This is a genomic window from Psychrobacter sp. FME6 (assembly GCF_014861365.1).
In the GTDB taxonomy this organism is placed as follows: domain Bacteria; phylum Pseudomonadota; class Gammaproteobacteria; order Pseudomonadales; family Moraxellaceae; genus Psychrobacter.
The window spans coordinates 1-16,508 of sequence record NZ_RRYW01000002.1; the positions used below are offsets into that span (position 1 = coordinate 1).

Genomic DNA, 16,508 nt, shown 5'->3' on the forward strand with positions numbered 1-16,508 from the left:
TAGTGCCATTCACTTAGTTTCTTGTGTCGTTTGGCTTAATTGATGACACGCCCTAGGTCGTCGACCAGATTTTCATCGGACAACATCATACGCGCGATGATGGCACCCATGCTGTGGCTGATAATCACGCTGTTTTGGCTGGCACGATTCTGTCCTTTGGGGTCCGTTTGCTGATACGTGCTATTAATCAAACGTTGAATTTGATAGCGGTTTTCTAAAATAGGCAAGTTGGTTGGATAAAATATCTGCCAAACTTGATAGTTATCGCGCAATTTATCGTCGTTGAGAATATCGTTGGTCAAATTTACCCAAGTGGCAGGACTAGAGGCCAAGCCATGCAACATAATCAGTACGCGCTTATTGGGATCATAAGGCTCAAGCATAAATAGTTTGGGTAGACTGGCATCTGGCTGGCGGGTTATTAAATTGAGATAACCCACACCATCCAGTTGATTCTCTGACAGCCACAAGCCATAACCTGCGGAGAAATTGGCAGCTAGAGGATAGTCGCTATTTAGAATATTGACGCTCTCGCTTTGGTACGGGTTATATAAATGCACATCGAGCTTGCGATTATTCAGTACATCTAGCACGCTATCGCCACTTGGTTTAATCAATCCCGTTAACAGCAGGTGTCCAGTAGGATAGATGCGCGAACTTGGCTCGCTATCACCCTGACTGTCGTTGTCTTTTTCACGATTCAATCTATCTGAAAGTGATGATACCAATAACTGGCGGATGGTGGTGGTATAACGATCATCTAATGAAGCCACTAAACTGATACCCAAGCCTGGACGTTTACTGATTGAGTTAAGCCCAGATAGACGTAGATCGTAGGTAGATACTAGATCTGCTAGGGCAGAAGTTTGTTTATGGGCATTTTGCAGATAGCTATTTTCATTGGGCAAATAAATACCAAGATCATAATCATCAACTTGTACCTTCATGACTTTGACTTTGACTTGGTCAGTCAGTTTGCCTTTTAGTGGTGGATTTAGTGGTGAGTGATTGGCAATCGCTGCTAGGTTATTGTCATCGATATGACTGGCAGTCGTTGGTAGATAGTCTACGTCTGTATCACCCATGACTTTACCTGAGCCATTGACTGATCTGTATAACTGGGTAATGACATCATTATTGGCGGAATTATAGATATCTTGAGTCTGAATATCGTTGTCATTTGGAATACGGTTTTGCGCATTCAGACTTTTATCTTGGTCAGCACCCTCAAAATCGTGGGTCAAACTGTCATAAAACAAATAGGTATAACTGTACTTGATCGCATCAAACAGCCGTTCTTGATAACCAGTGAGACAACGGTTGTTTTTTTCTTCTTGGGTTTTGGCTTCAGCATCGTCTAAAGGCGCATTGGCATAATAAGGATCAATTGGTGGTCGGGCAAGGGCATTGCGGCAGTCTTCAGAGTCTTTAAGCTGGCGAGCCTTGGTGTAATGAAGCTCTGAGAAAACAGCCAGTGCAGGACGATAGTGTTCATTTAAAATACTGTCGGTAAGCTGAGTCAAGCATAAGTCAAACTGCTGCATACAGGCTTGTTCATTGAGCCCTGCTGATAATAACGCCGATTCCGTGTCGCTGCTGAGTTTTTTGCTAGTGACGATATTGCCACGCTGTGCCGTAATGGTTTTCGCTGATGCCTGTTTATTCACCGATACCGTACTACAGGCAGGCAATAACGTGACCGCCGCTATCAAGGCTATGGAAATGATAGAAGTAGCGTTATTCTTGGCAGGCGTCGCCATACTTTTAATGGGGTTAGCGAAAGTCATAGGTCAGTCCAGTAAATAATAGTCGTAAAACCATGATTGATTGAATCAGCAATTGGAAAGAAAGAGTGTAGCGTAACTTTTAATATTAAACTATTTAACAGGCACAAAAAAACGCCTGTCTTCTATATTGAAATAATATCCATATAAAAGAAAGACGCTCAGAGCTTTTGTTTTAAATGCTGCGAATTATCCTATTTTATCACCATTTTAAAATAAGAACACGCTCTAGTAAATAAGGTACGTTTACGCACTTGGTTTAATATCGATGTCAGGCGCAGGGATATCCCAAATATAGAATTTGCCTTCTTCAACAATTTTGATTTGCTTAGGAATGATTTTATTGTCAGGATGCTGACCTTCGAGGCGACGCAGACGCTCCAAAGCTTCATCACGACGATCACTCAACAAGTCTGACTGAGCCAAGCTTTGCTCGGCTTCGGTGTAGCCCATAGACACGGCACGGTCTAGGTACTTTTGACCTTCTTTAAAGCCGCCGCCTTCTGATAGCATCAAACCATATAAAAAGTTGGCTTCACCACTATCTGATTGTAGCTTAATCGCTCGGTCAATATACCTTCCGCCGCGTATAGTATAGTCTGAGCCCAAATCTAGATTACGTCCCATGCCATTCAGTTTGGCTGCACGAAGTAGTACATCGTAAGAGGCATTTGGCGATTCAGCATAAGGTTGAATCCATTCGGCCAATACTTTGATTTTTTCACGCGTATAGTGGCGCTGCGAGCGGTTAGGGAAGTTTGGCGGATAATGACGGGCGTTAGGTGCTACTTCTTTGATGAAGTCATCAAGTAGGCTTACGTCTAGCTTATCGATGCTGCCGCCGGTTTGTTGTGGGATCAATGTTGTCGGTACAAAACTCACGTCAGATAGTTCTAGCTGCGGTGTTGGGATATTAGTCAGTTGACCACTACGCAAATCTACGCCAGTCGCCGTCATCGGACCACGTTTATAAACGTGAGTCGCTCCTTTAAATTCAGGCGTTGATGGGACTGAATTGAGCGTTTGCGGCTGCGCTGTACTCATAGGAGCACGGTTTTGTTGAGCATTACTTTCTTGCGCACGGTTTTTCTGAGACTCACTCTTTTGAGTATTTGTCTGTTCAACATCCTTATCGTTTTTCGGTGCATCGTTTTGTTGAGTATCGGCCGTCGTATTAGCTTTAGGGCTAGCACGGCGAATCACACGCTTGCTTGAATCTGTGGCACTAGGGACAGAAGATGTGGTGACGGCATCTTCTTTTGTAGTATCAGTTTCAGCAGCATTTATAGGCGCAGACAGCAGCATGGTACATGCCGCGGCCAATGCTGTTAGCGTGGCAAACTTGGGCGACTTGGTAGATAAATGGCTAGAGAGAGTCGATTGGTTAGTGGCTTTCATAAAAGGTGTTACCTTATTTCGTCATTACTTATTGATGGATAATTATGCGGTATTGTGGCTGCAAAATCGTACAAATTTTTAATACCTTAGCAAAGTAAGCCAAACGCTATCAGTAGTAGGAATGTTAATAGTAAGAATTAATCACGCCCAATCGTATAGACAAAGTGACCAAAGTACATTATCTACCGTTACAAATGATAGGCGGTGGCTTTCATACGATTGGCCATCCAGCGCATGGTATAACGTACAGGTGGTGATAATGCCGCGCCGCCGCTCGCCAGCGCCAGCTCACGATGGTGTAATTCTTCAATATCCATTTGTGCCAGTATTTCTTTTGAGCGCTGATCGTGTTCGGGCAATTGCGTGATATGGTCTTGCAGGTGCTCGCTGACTTGGGCTTCCGTCTCGGCTACGAACCCCAAGCTAAACTCGTTAGAGATAGCGCCAGCTACCGCGCCAAGACCAAAAGACATGCCGTACCATAGCGGGGTAAACACACTGGCATGGCTGCCAAGCTCGTCTAATCGAGTCTCGCACCAGACCAGATGATCGACTTCTTCTTCAGCAGACTGTTGCATGGCTTGCTTGACGCCGTTGTCTTTGGCAGCAAACGCTTGACCATGATAAAGGCCTTGCGCGCATACCTCGCCAGTATGATTGATACGCATCAGTCCAGCGACATGGCGTGACTCAGTTATGGTCAGCTCAGGAATCTCATCGTTACTGACTGGTAAAGGACGGGTACTGGGGTTTGAATGCGGTACGACAGCTCGTAAAGCCTTGTCAACTCCAAGTAATAACTGATCGATTTTGGATAAGGGACGCAGGGCCATGATTCACTCCTGATGGCTTTATGGACAATCAAAAAAAGCTATTTAGAAAATAAGGTTGTTTAGAAAATAAGATCATTCAGTTTGTGAGGCAATATAATCGCAGTTTCTATACTACAGCCACTGCCTCACAAACATCACTATAGCAAACAATCCAAATTATCGGCACGAATATTATTGACTGATTTCATCATGCGTTTGGATAACCGCTTTTTTGATATGTTTGTTGAGCTTCATGTATAAAAAGGCACCGAAGACAATATTTAACAGTCCGGTTACCAAAAATAGCTGTGGCAGCGTCAGCCCGAAAGTATTCAAAATCACAATGGCAAAAATTGCTGAAGTGACCATAAATATCGCATTAAAAATATTGTTGGCACCAACAATGCGCGCGCGATGGCTTTTGGGCGCATAGGCCTGCATAGACGCATATAACGGCACGATATATAGACCGCCACTAAAGCCCAAAAAGAACAAGTCCGCAAAGACGCGCCAGCTACCGCTCATCCCAAACAGGTCGCTGATGCCAAGTAGCGTGTCACTACTGACATTGATACTCAACCCTGAAAGCGAAAAGTATAAGTCGATAGCGAAGATGCTTAAGCCGGCAATACCAAAAGGCAGCAGGCGTAGACTCACTTGGTTTTTAGTCAACGATTTACATAACAACGAGCCAATCGACACACCAACAGAAAACAAGGTCAATAAGAAAATGACCACCGACTCATCACCATACAAGATTACCTTACTGAACTCTGGTGTTTGGGTCAAAAACGTCGCCCCATAAAACCAAAACCAGCTGTTGCCAAGGATGACAAAGAATAAAAAGGGCAGAGAGTATAGGTAGCGTACAGTCGCTAGACTGGTGGTAAAAATATTCCAATTAATATTCAAATTGGGCTGCATCGCGGGCATGTTGGGTATCGACCGTGCGACAAAATAACCCAATACAGCCACTATTAATACGGTGACGCTAATCCAATACAGCGGCTGCGTTATCTGGGTTAAGAACCCTGCGATAATCATCCCGAGCAAGATAGCTAAGGAGGTGCCCATTTGGAATAAACCATTAGCACCAACCAATTCGTCTTCCCTCATCGCTTGTGGTAAATAGGCATACTTAATAGGTCCAAAAAAGGTGGATTGTGTGCCCATGAGAAATAATGCGACAAATAATAGGGCATACCACTCAAATACAAACCCTACTGTCGCAATCACCATAATGGCCAGCTCAAGTAATTTGATCAATCGCGTGAGTTTTGATTTTTCAAACTTATCTGCAATCTGACCTGCCAATGCCGAAAACAAAAAATAAGGCAAAATAAATAACATCGCGGCCAAGTTATTTAAAATACTCACTTCCATACCCAACTGACTGGCAGCGGTATAAGTCAAAACTAGAATGAGTGCTTGTTTAAAAATATTGTCATTAAACGCGCCCAAAAACTGGGTAAAAAACATGGCGCTAAAACGGCGGCGCTTAAATAACTGAAACTGATTGGCCATGAAAATTCCTACAGATGGGGCGCAGCTGGTAGATTAAAGCGAGACACTGAACGCCGCTTTGAAAGTAAAGGTAGCGGTCGACATGATTCTTGAGCCAACGCTTGTTATAATTATCAATAGTATCAAAAACTTAATAGAATATAGCATAGGTTTTATCATTATTAAGCCGTATAATAGCAAGGCTTTGGTAAAAATACATGCGCTCGACGCTATGATTTCATAATTATCTAAGTTATGATTTGTAAATTTTAAATGCTTGTGTCTCAAAGTGTGGGCGACGGCAAACGCTTTCTAGCACTTAAGACTGTCTGTATATGCTACGATTCCATTATTTGAAATTGCGCTTGAATGGGCGCTGTGATTCGTCCTACAGACCATCGTTATCATAAGTATGATAGTAAATTATTAATCCCAGCCAACTGCTATACGTTTATTCACCGGTGAGATTTAACCATCATTATCGTCAATAATAGTGTGCCGCGTGAGGTGATAGGAAACCAACATGAAACAGCAACCTACAACCCTAGCGCACGATGTAGCGGTTAATAAAAAGCATAATACTGTCAATATTTTTGATGGTATCAATACTGAAAATATTCATCGTCATGCCCCGCGTACTCATTTCACGCGTTCAACACTTTTTACTGCGCTAGCGACCAGCTTGGTAGGTTTTGGTATTGCCCCTACGGCGGTGGCTGACACCGTCAATCAATCAGGTGTCGTAGATGACACTATCAGCAACCAAATCGTTGTGAATGAGCCATCTGCCAGTCAAGCCTCTACTGAACGAGCCCCTGCGAAAAAAACACCTACTAAACAATCAGCCACACTTTCGGAGGATGATACTCAGGTTGATATCGCCTTAGATGCCTTGCGTCTTAAAAAGGCGGTAGAGCAAGGCCTCATCGACCAGTCCGTATTGGATGATTATAGTGAGGAAAGTCTAGGGATTAAAAATTCTAATGCTCAAAAAACGCCTGCTTCTCAATCAAATCCTAATGCCAATGTTGATGCTAGTGTCGATACCAATGTCGATGCAGATTATAAAGATAATTCAGATAGTGTGAATGGTGCTGATAGCAATCCGTCCGATATGCCTGACACCACCAATGAGGATTTGTTGCAGCAAGCGACAGCGATACAGCAACAAGGCTATCAGATGATGACGCCTGAAGAGATTGATCGTGAGCTTGCTGAGCTGGATAGACAGAATGCCGAAGAATTTGATGCTATCAATAATAGCAACAACGCTAATGGCAACGAAATTAGTGCCAATGGCAATGTTGACGACAATATTGACAGTAGTGTTAACGATAATATTAACGACAGTGACTTTGATGCGCCAATCGCGACGCTAGGCAGTACAACCGTACCGATGGGTTTAGATACCGATCTAGATGCCACCAATTTGCCCACCCCTAGTAACCTTGACACCTTAGGTAAGAACGAAACAGCAGCCAAACAGGCCGAAACGTCTGAGGTTGCGTCTCGTCCAGTTAACGTCAGCGACTCCGTCAGTAGTGGGCGTGTTGATGACGTTACAGATAGTAGTGATGATCTTTCAGCGAATGCGAATGAGGCATCAGACAATCAGGATGAGTCGGCGTCAAACGTCATAGATCCCGATGAATATTTGCCAGATTATCAGACAGACAATCAGCCCGTCAGCGAAAGTGTCGAGCAAGCCAGTAAACCTAAGCCGCTGGCTCGCAATAAAGGCAATATCGTCAAGCGCCTTTATAATCGTTTGTTTAAAGGTGGCGTTAAGGCATTACCGCATGTAGAAACGACAGTGTACATGCAAGAAGCCGCTGCTGAAGACACCATTGATGGTAAGCCTAGAATAACCAAAGCGGATGACGATGTTCAGCCAATGAAAAATATCAAAGCCGCTCTTGATGACACTACCGTTCAATCGGTCGTTGACTTTACCGCGGCCTTACCACGTCTACGCCAAACGGCATTAGATGCTGCCAATGCAGTCGGCTATTATGACGTTACTTTGCGTCTGCGTCAGCCTAACAGAGACACCATCGATGTGGTTATTGAAGCATTGGGCGAACCTGTGCTTGTGGACAGCCGTGTTGTCGAAGTTCGCGGTGCAGGCAGTGAGCAACCAGAATTTGTAGCCTTAGAAAAAGAGTTGCCCCCAGAAGAAGGTGATATCTTCAATCATCGCACTTATAAAAACAGTAAAGCGGCACTCGAGTCACTAAGCAGTACTTATGGGTATTTTGACCAATATTGGCTCAACAAGTCTGTTGGTATCATCTTACCAGACAACATAGCGGATGTGTCCTTGGTCTATAATACTGGCGATCGTTATGAGTTTGATGATGTTGTCTTTTTTACTTATGACCGAGAGTCCAACACCTTAACTCGAGATCCTGAAAAGCTGCCTGTTGAGTTGCCTTTGTTGCAGCAATTACTCGATTTTAAACCAGGGGATCCGTTTTATCGCCCAGCCATCACCAAATTTAGTAATGATTTATCAGCGACTCGTTATTTTAATACGGTCAACGTTGAGTCAGTATTACCACCAGATGAGCGCAGTGAAGCCAGTACATTGGCTTTTGATAATGCACCAACTAACGACAATGATACGCCAGATGATGATAGCGATAATGTTAATCTTGATAGTGCTACTCTTGATAATGGTGACATCGAAGAAAGTAAAAGTGACATCGAAAATAAAAGTGGCTCGGAGGTTGTTAGTGATGATGCCAGTAATAAAGTCGATGATGGCGAAATCGATGCAGAGAGTGAAGAGAGTCTCAATGCTGATAGTGGAGAGTCAGTCAATGACGCTGACATTGCCGCAATCGAGTTTGAGGTTGATGAAGAAACGCTCGATAAACTGCAAGCTGTCAAACAAAAAGCAGATCGCTTAAGTCGCTTGCCAAACGATCGTGTATTGGATGAAAAAGACCAAAAAGCAGATAGTGTTTTAGGCAAAATTAGCGACTCAATCAGTAATGTTGCGCAAAAAATCTTCCCTGATGAAGAGACTCTAATTTCTGATGAAAACTTCGTGCCACCGACGCTCGAAGGACGTAAAACACCGCAGCAAGTGGCAGAGAGTAAAAAAGTACCATTGTATGTCTTTGTATCTTCTGATAAACCACGCGATGCTCAAGTCGGTCTGGGTTATGGGACGGATACGGGTGTTCGTGCCACGGCAAAGGTAGATTATAACTTACTCAATCGTAAAGGTTATCAAGCGGGCGTAGAGACAGAGGTGTCCAGAATCACTAAGAATGTGGCCGTCTATGCGAGCCGACCCTGGAAACATCCTCTCAATGATACCTTGGATGCCCGTCTTAGCTATGAAGAAGAGGTGATCGACCAAGGTAAAGGTAACTTCGACTTGTCGACCAAAACGCTAAAAGCAGGGCTGGCACGCAATATTCGCCGTGAAAGTGGTTGGAATCGTGTTTATTCCATGCGCTATCGGTTGGATGAGCTCGAAACGGGCGTTGATAAAGCGGACTTGGACGATTTGCCTATTCGCTTTGTCTCCTCTAAGCCCAAGCAACGAGCGCTGTTATTTGGCTATGGTCTCAATAAGGCAGACGTGGATAGTGCGACCAACCCAACTCGCGGTATACGCCAGTATTATTCGGTCGAAGCAGGGGCTGATAAAGCACTTAGCGACACTGATTTGGCAATCGCTCGCGCAGGTGTTAGCGGTATCTATAGCTTTGGCGAGGACAAAAAACATCAATTACTGGGCAGTGTAAATACTGGCTATATTTGGGCGGATGATTTTAATGAAGTGCCTTATAAATTACGTTTCTTTGCTGGTGGTGATCAAAGTATCCGTGGCTATGACTATGAGAGCCTATCACCAATAGACAAAGGCTATCTAACCGGCGGGCAAATACTGGCTGTCGGTAGTGCAGAGTATAACTATGAGTTTAAACCAGGCTTCCGCGGGGCATTCTTCACCGATGTGGGTAATGCTTACGACAAAAAATTTGAGACTGACACAAAGGTCGGCGTCGGCGTCGGTATCCGCTGGGCATCTCCTGTAGGGGTGGTGCGCGTCGATGTCGCGGCTGGTGTGACAGAAAGTAGTATTCCAGTTAGACTGCACTTCTTTATTGGCTCGCCTTTATAGTTGCTTAAATTAGTGACTTAAATAAATAGCTTAAAGTAACCAATTAGACCCATCGCTTGATTTGTTCCATGTATTATTTATCATACCGATTGCTGGTAATCATTCTTTAACGTAGTTGAGTGTCATGCTGACAAAAAATACCCCGCCCAATAACTCATCAGATGAAGATCCAGCACAACGCGATGCCCGTGCAGTCAAACGTTGGTATCCGCTGTCATTTTTGATCAAACTGTCTGTGCTCATTCTCATCGTATTGGCGATTATGTTCGCCATATTTTTGTATGCGGCTGGGACAGAATCAGGCACCAAGTTTATCCTAGAGAAAATTAGTGTCGAGACGGGTATCGACTTCAAATACGGGCGCGGTAACTTGCGTGACGGTATTTGGGTGTCTGATATCGACATCAAAGCGACCGAAGATCTTGAAATATTGGTCGATAAAGCCTACGTCAAGATAGGCTGGCGCGCCGTATTTGCTAAAACAGTGCATTTGCGTGATGCCGATATACAAACCATCGAGATTATCAATAATGCGCCACCGACAGGTGAGCCGTTCGATTATAAAACGCTACAACTACCCGTCAACTTGCGTTTCGATCAAGCCAAAATCAAAAATATCACTTATAAGCAAGTGACTAAAGAACCTGTCGTTGTCCATGATATTGTTGCCCGTGATTTGGCATGGGTGGGTACTGAAGTCACGGTGGGTCGCGGTAATTTACAGTATGCCGATATCGTCAAGATCAACGCCTTAAAGGGTAAGATTGACTTACAAGGCGATTATCCGCTGGATCTGAGCGCCATTGTAGAAGTTAGCGCACTAGAAAAAGCCTACGTTGACCCACTGAATATTACCGCAAAAGGTACGCTAAAACGCACCGTCGGCAAGGTGCGTAGTCGTTATAACGACAGCGATGTCAGCGGTGATTTTGTGGTGCAAGGATTGGATGACGATGCACCATTTAGGGCAAAGTTGCAATGGGATGACATCCTTATTCCTTATGCCGACAGTCAAGATATTCGTCTAAAAAGTGGTACCGCGACCGCCACTGGTGTCATCTCTGAGATACGTCTGCGTATCAACACCGAGCTGACAGCCAAAGACATTCCGTCAGGTCATTATCAAGGCCGCGCTATCATTGCCAACAGCCAGTTGCGCGTTGATCGCTTAGATGCACAAGTTCCAGCTGGAAACTTGGTACTGCAAGGTATTTTAGATTGGAAAGACAGCTTTGATGCAAAAGTACGAGCGACAGGCAGCAATTTTGATGTTCGCCGAGCTATTCCTGATGAGTACGCCGATTTTAAAGCCTATGCCCCGCAAAAGTTAAATGGTCGACTGTCAGTACATTATCAGCAGCAAAATCTTGCTGGTAATACAGAGATTGATGCGGATTTGCGCCAGCGTGATGGCGAGCATATCAATGCTAACATTGCTCAAGGTAAAACATCAGCGAAGTCTAAACAGGTGGCACCTTGGTATATTGATGCAAAATGGCAAAATCTTATCCGCCGCGATGTCCCTAATATTGGTAATATCGATAGCCCGAGTGGGCAGGCAGATGTCATCGTTCGTGGGTCACGATTGTCCGTTGATGCCAATGCAGTGATTAATGAGCTCAATGCCGCACCCAAAGGCAACTATGATGTGCGCGTGCGCAAAGCAGGTGATGTCATTGGTATTAACCGCCTTGATTATAATGGGATAGTGGGTGATTTATCGGGTACTGGGCAGATTCAACTGGCGAGTAACAAGCGTCCTTTAACATGGCAGGTTGACGCTCGTACCAATGGCTTACTACCCAAACAGTATCGCAGTGACTTACCGCTTGAGCGTTTGACAGGAAGTGTCAGCGCGCGCGGGCGTTTGCTAAATATCAATAAAGGCGGCATCAGTGGTCAGCGCCATATTATTACCTTGAATAATACTGACTTGCAGGCACAACTTGATGCCTCGCAGGATGGTCGTAAGATCGGTTTGACCGGTGGCGGCGATGCCAGTGTTGATATCGTTGGTGGTGAGCTATCGGTGTTCGATGCGCGCTTTGATGGGCAAGTCGATACTGCTGATGTGCCAAAAGGACAGCTAGCTATCGATGCTGCTGGTACGCCAAAGCTTATCAGTATTCGAAAATTAAATTATAACGGTGAAGCCGGCGCAGTGAATGCGAAAGGTGTTATCGATTTGCGTAAAAATATCGGCTGGACGGTAGAGGGTCGTTTTGATAAATTTAATCTAGGTTATTTCTTACCCAATAATCCAGCGATTATTACTGGTGATCTGAAAACCAGTGGTGCATGGCAGAGCGCACCTAAAAATAACACCAATGCGAAAGGTCAGCTTAAAAACTTTGCCGTAAACTTCGATGGCGTATTAGATGCTGAGCAATTGCCAGCAGGTAAGCTGACTATTAATGCCAGTGGTGATGCCCAGCTGATTCGTATCAAGCGCTTACGTCATGTAGGTGCGGCGGGCAGTATCGATGCCAAAGGCACCGTCGATGTCCGCCAAGGTATCGCTTGGGATATTGATGCGGTGATGGATCGCTTTAACGTTGGATATTTTCTAAAAGACACCCCAAGTCTCATCACCGGAACACTCAATACTGATGGGCGCTGGAGCGACTCGCAGCAAATTGTTAATATCAAAAAAATTGACTTAAGCGGTATGTTAAAAGGCAAGCCACTGAGTGCAAAAGGCAGCTTGGCGGCAAAAATGCGTCTGCCAAAAGACTTGGCAAGTTACTTTCAACGTCTACAAACGCAAGATGCTCAAGCGCAATACCAACAAGTCAATGCCTTAATCGATAGCTTAGATGCTGATAATTTAGTACTACGCTGGGGTGATAATTACCTCACGGCTAATGGTAACGCCAAGCAATTACAAACCAAAATAAATCTTACCAGTCTAGATCAGCTATCAGATAAGCTCGCTGGTAAAGTCTCTGGCGGTGCGACGTTATCACAGCCAGCAGGTCAAGCGTTACCCACTATTTATATCGATTTGGTCGGTGAGCGTATTGCGCTGCCAGGCTTTATTTTGCGCCAAGGTCGAGTGCGCGGCAAGCTGGTTAATTTGGCAAATAGCCCCAGTCAGCTTATCGTTACGGCTGAAGGCTTAGATGCCGCTGGGCAGACATTCAAGAATATCAAAGCCTCGTTTAATGGTACTGAACAGGCGCATGTGGTCAACCTTGACGTCGCCAATGAGCAGCTCGATATTGCGGCACGTCTAAAAGGCGGTTTCGATCGAGATAAGCTTAGTTGGTCAGGTGTGATTGGTAAGGGGCGCATCAAATCTAAATACGCTACCTTGAATCAATTACAGCCAGCGCAATTAATTGTGAATTTACCTAATGAGCAAAATGGCAATAGTAACGATTTAAAAGTACAATTGGCAGCGCATTGTTGGCAGGCGACCGACCAAACTGGCAAACTGTGCTTACGTGAAAACTTGGTCGCATCACCAGATAAAGGTGACGTCAATATCGCTTTACAAAATATAGATACTTCATTGTTTTCAGTGTTTTTACCCAAAGACATCGATTGGCATGGCAAGATTAATGGTAAAGCTATTGTCGGCTGGCAACGTGGGCGTCCACCGACCATTAACACCACGCTATATTCGGATAATGGTAAAATTGGCTTAATCCAAGAAGGGGATAGTGCGCCAGTCACGCTGCCGTATAAGCGTATCTCGCTCATCGCTTTATCAGTCCCTGAAGGTATCAAGTTACGCTCAGATATTAATACTGGTCGCGGCGCTCGTGGTTATGCTGAAGTTGTCGTTGATCCCTACAAAGCACCTAAGCCTATTTCGGGCGCGTTGGTACTAAATGAGCTGAATCTAGCGATATTTAAGCCTTTCTTCCCAGGTATGCGCGTATTAGAAGGTAACGTCACGATGGCAGGTGGACTGGGTGGCACCTTGGACAAGCCGCAGTTTTATGGTGATGTAAAGCTCGCTGACGGTCGTATCGCTATGCTTGACTTGCCCGTAAATCTAACCAATGTTAATACTGAAGCCAAAATCCGAGGTACGCAAGCGACTATTGATGGGACATTCAATAGTGGTACGGGGACGGGTAAATTGGTTGGTTCGGTCAACTGGCAACAAAAGCTACAAGCCAAACTCAGCGTTATTGGCGAGCGCTTGGTCATCACCCAACCGCCATTACTAGTGGCTGAAGTGAATCCTGATATTGACATTATTGTGCGCCCAGGTGACCGTTATGTCGATATTAAAGGTGCTGTCAGTGTGCCATCAGCGACCATCCGTCCACCAGAAGCCAGTGAAGATATCATTACCCAAACCGAAGATGCGGTCGTCCTTGATCGTCGCCTCATTGGTAATATCGATGAGGTATTGGCTATCTCAAAACCTTGGTCGATCAACGCAGATGTCGGTGTAGACTTGGGTGACGATATTAATTTCCGAGGGTTTGGTGCGGTTATTCCTCTGGCGGGTGCGATCAATATCAATCAAAATGGCACTGGTATTATGCGCGCTAAAGGGGTGGTGCAAGTATCGCGTCGTACCAACGTCAACGCTTTTGGACAGAGTTTAGAGCTGAACTATGGTCAAGTACGCTTTAATGGCGACGTGATGAAACCTAACCTGAGTATTGAGGCGGTCAAAACTATTGATGGCAAAACAGTGGGCCTACGTGTCAAAGGCAGTACTGAAAATCCAAATATTATCGTCTTTAATAATGCTGGATTGACCCAGCAGCAAGCGATGAATGCCTTGGTGACAGGTCGAATCAATAATAAGGGCGCCACGCAAATCAGTGAGCAAGGGTTTAAATCACAAGTCACCAATAACTTAGCAGCAGCAGGACTGAGCTTTGGGCTTAGTGGAACCCGCAGCCTAACCAATCAAATTGGTCAAGCTTTCGGTTTGCAAAGCCTCACCGTTGATGCCTCAGGTAGCAGCGAAGACACCAATGTCAATGTCACAGGTTATGTGACCCCTGACTTGTATATTCGCTACGGCGTAGGGGTGTTCAATGCTCAAAACAGCTTGTCGATTCGTTATCAGCTGACACGCCGTATCTATGTCGAAGCAACCTCAGCGGCAGAGAATGCCGTGGATGTGGTCTACAGTTGGCAGTTCTAGTAGATGAATTCTATACAGCCCCTAGTCAATCCCATAAAAAACGCCTTGTAATGAAGGCGTTTTTTTATAGATAGGACGGTTCTTAATTTTAATTTATTTGGTCAAAATTAAGCGGTTGTTGCGCGTTAGGCGTAGACGGTATTCTTCGCCTTCATGCTCGATACGTACCTCTTTGGTTAGTGCAAAAAGATGCTGTGATTGTAGAGTAGGCAGACGGTTTTCACGGCAGTTCAAATAACGGGAGATAACCATGCTCATAATAAATTCCTTTTGATGAAATAATTAAACAGTAAAGAGTGACAGCAAACAAGCTATTAACGATAATAATTATCATTTAGATTAAGTGCTTTTGCAAGCTAATTAATAAAATGAATTGCAGTCATTATGTAAATTTAACTAAAGCAGGCGTTATAAAGTAAATATATTAGGGCGTGTCTTCATTTAGTTGCTTTCGTTCAGATTGAGGACATGCTCTATGTCCTAGAAACATTCAGCATGCTTTAATACCTAAGTTAAAAAATAATAAAGGACAATCTCATGTCAAGCCAGTCAGTCAATCCCGCCAAAAAACAAGCTGAAAACCAAGCCACAAATGAAAAAGCAACCATCGTCAATGTTGCGGTGGCAGTTATTCATTATAAAGAGCAGTATTTGCTTGGTTTTCGCAACGCGGCGCAGCATCAAGGCAATCGCTATGAGTTTGTAGGCGGCAAAATAGATGCCAATGAAAGTGCAGAGCAGGCATTGATACGAGAAGTCGCGGAAGAGACAGGGATGGCAATCAGTGGCAATACGATCGTCAAGCTTGGGCGTCTGCATCATGATTATGGTGACAAGCAGGTCAGCTTACAGGTATATATAACAGAGCTGACAACGCTGCAATACGAGAAATATAAGTATTGCCAGCATGGTTTAGAAGGGCAGGCGCTGACATGGGTAAATAAGGATGAGTTATTAGCAGGGCAGTATTCTCTGCCGGCTGCCAACAAGACGATTCTTAAATGGTTGGCTTTGCCTACACAGATAGCGATTACCTATCCGTTAGCACATTTCAACGCGCATCCTAATCCAGAATTGGCATGGCTACAATATCATCAACAGAATGTAGCGCCAGAATCTTGGTTATATATTCGAGTCAAAGAAACTTGTGCCGATAGTATCGCTGCACGATTAATAGAGGCACGACCAGATATCCATGTGATTGTACCCTGTGCTGTTGACAGTCAGCCTTTAGATGTTAAGGCATTGCCAGTGGCTCAAGAGATGGCGGTTAATAGCCAACCCATCAATCAAATCACTGACCGAATCGTCGCCCACCATCTGACTCATCAGGCATTGATGCAATGCTTTAATAATAACGATGAGTTTGTATCCAGCCCACTGCTATCACAAGATTTTCCGTTGATAGTCAGTTGTCATGACGCCACTAGCATTGATGCTGCCAATCAACTGGCCAATACTCGGCTACAACAACAGCTACCACCAGTCATTGGTGCTTTTTTATCGCCTGTTTTAGCCACTCAAACACATCCTGATGCTACGCCGCTTGGTTGGGAATCATGGTCAGCGCTGGCGCAATTGGCTGACATGCCGATTATCGGTTTGGGTGGATTGTCACCCATGATGATTGACCAAGCTTTACAATATGGTGGAGTTAGTATTGCTGGTATTCGTCAGTTTTTATAAGGATAAAAGCCAGCATATAACCGCCGCTAAAAGTTCTTACAAAACCTATATTATAATAGTTGTTT

The 16,508-nt window shown here is 44.6% G+C and carries 8 protein-coding genes; 3 read left to right on the forward strand and 5 right to left on the reverse strand.

The window, feature by feature from the left end; all coding sequences use genetic code 11:
- Positions 1-35: 35 nt before the first annotated feature.
- From EI162_RS00385 to EI162_RS00400, 4 genes are all read right to left on the reverse strand, one after another.
- Complete coding sequence (locus tag EI162_RS00385; protein ID WP_225736874.1) at positions 36-1,787, reverse strand: esterase/lipase family protein; 1,752 nt, start codon at positions 1,785-1,787, stop codon at positions 36-38.
- 243 nt (positions 1,788-2,030) lie between these two features.
- A complete protein-coding gene (locus EI162_RS00390; RefSeq protein WP_192522456.1) occupies positions 2,031-3,182 on the reverse strand; it encodes a tetratricopeptide repeat protein in 1,152 nt (383 codons plus the stop codon).
- A gap of 188 nt (positions 3,183-3,370) precedes the next feature.
- Complete coding sequence (gene coq7 / locus EI162_RS00395; RefSeq protein WP_225735205.1) at positions 3,371-4,009, reverse strand: 2-polyprenyl-3-methyl-6-methoxy-1,4-benzoquinone monooxygenase; 639 nt, start codon at positions 4,007-4,009, stop codon at positions 3,371-3,373.
- Between the two features lie 177 nt (positions 4,010-4,186).
- On the reverse strand, positions 4,187-5,518 hold the full coding sequence (locus EI162_RS00400) for an MFS transporter (protein ID WP_192522458.1): 1,332 nt from the start codon (positions 5,516-5,518) through the stop codon (positions 4,187-4,189).
- Positions 5,519-6,020: 502 nt separating this feature from the next.
- On the opposite strand from EI162_RS00400, the gene EI162_RS00405 reads away from it, so the two are divergent.
- A complete protein-coding gene (locus EI162_RS00405; protein WP_192522459.1) occupies positions 6,021-9,638 on the forward strand; it encodes a BamA/TamA family outer membrane protein in 3,618 nt (1,205 codons plus the stop codon).
- A gap of 124 nt (positions 9,639-9,762) precedes the next feature.
- A complete protein-coding gene (locus EI162_RS00410) occupies positions 9,763-14,757 on the forward strand; it encodes a translocation/assembly module TamB domain-containing protein (RefSeq protein ID WP_192522460.1) in 4,995 nt (1,664 codons plus the stop codon).
- A 93-nt stretch (positions 14,758-14,850) separates the two neighbouring features.
- On the opposite strand, the gene hemP is transcribed toward EI162_RS00410, so the two are convergent.
- Complete coding sequence (gene hemP / locus EI162_RS00415; RefSeq protein WP_227672156.1) at positions 14,851-15,009, reverse strand: hemin uptake protein HemP; 159 nt, start codon at positions 15,007-15,009, stop codon at positions 14,851-14,853.
- A 285-nt stretch (positions 15,010-15,294) separates the two neighbouring features.
- Between hemP and EI162_RS00420 the strand changes: the two genes are divergently transcribed.
- Positions 15,295-16,443: an NUDIX domain-containing protein gene (locus EI162_RS00420; protein ID WP_192522461.1), complete on the forward strand. Its 1,149-nt coding sequence runs from the start codon at positions 15,295-15,297 to the stop codon at positions 16,441-16,443.
- The last annotated feature ends 65 nt before the right edge of the window (positions 16,444-16,508 follow it).

What these genes read in the sequence shown, in the direction of transcription:
- EI162_RS00385 (WP_225736874.1), bottom strand. Translation starts at nt 1,787, where the DNA reads ATGACTTTCGCTAACCCCATTAAAAGTATGGCGACGCCTGCCAAGAAT.
- EI162_RS00390 (WP_192522456.1), bottom strand. Translation starts at nt 3,182, where the DNA reads ATGAAAGCCACTAACCAATCGACTCTCTCTAGCCATTTATCTACCAAG.
- EI162_RS00400 (WP_192522458.1), bottom strand. Translation starts at nt 5,518, where the DNA reads ATGGCCAATCAGTTTCAGTTATTTAAGCGCCGCCGTTTTAGCGCCATG.
- EI162_RS00405 (WP_192522459.1), top strand. Translation starts at nt 6,021, where the DNA reads ATGAAACAGCAACCTACAACCCTAGCGCACGATGTAGCGGTTAATAAA.
- EI162_RS00410 (WP_192522460.1), top strand. Translation starts at nt 9,763, where the DNA reads ATGCTGACAAAAAATACCCCGCCCAATAACTCATCAGATGAAGATCCA.
- hemP (WP_227672156.1), bottom strand. Translation starts at nt 15,009, where the DNA reads ATGGTTATCTCCCGTTATTTGAACTGCCGTGAAAACCGTCTGCCTACT.
- EI162_RS00420 (WP_192522461.1), top strand. Translation starts at nt 15,295, where the DNA reads ATGTCAAGCCAGTCAGTCAATCCCGCCAAAAAACAAGCTGAAAACCAA.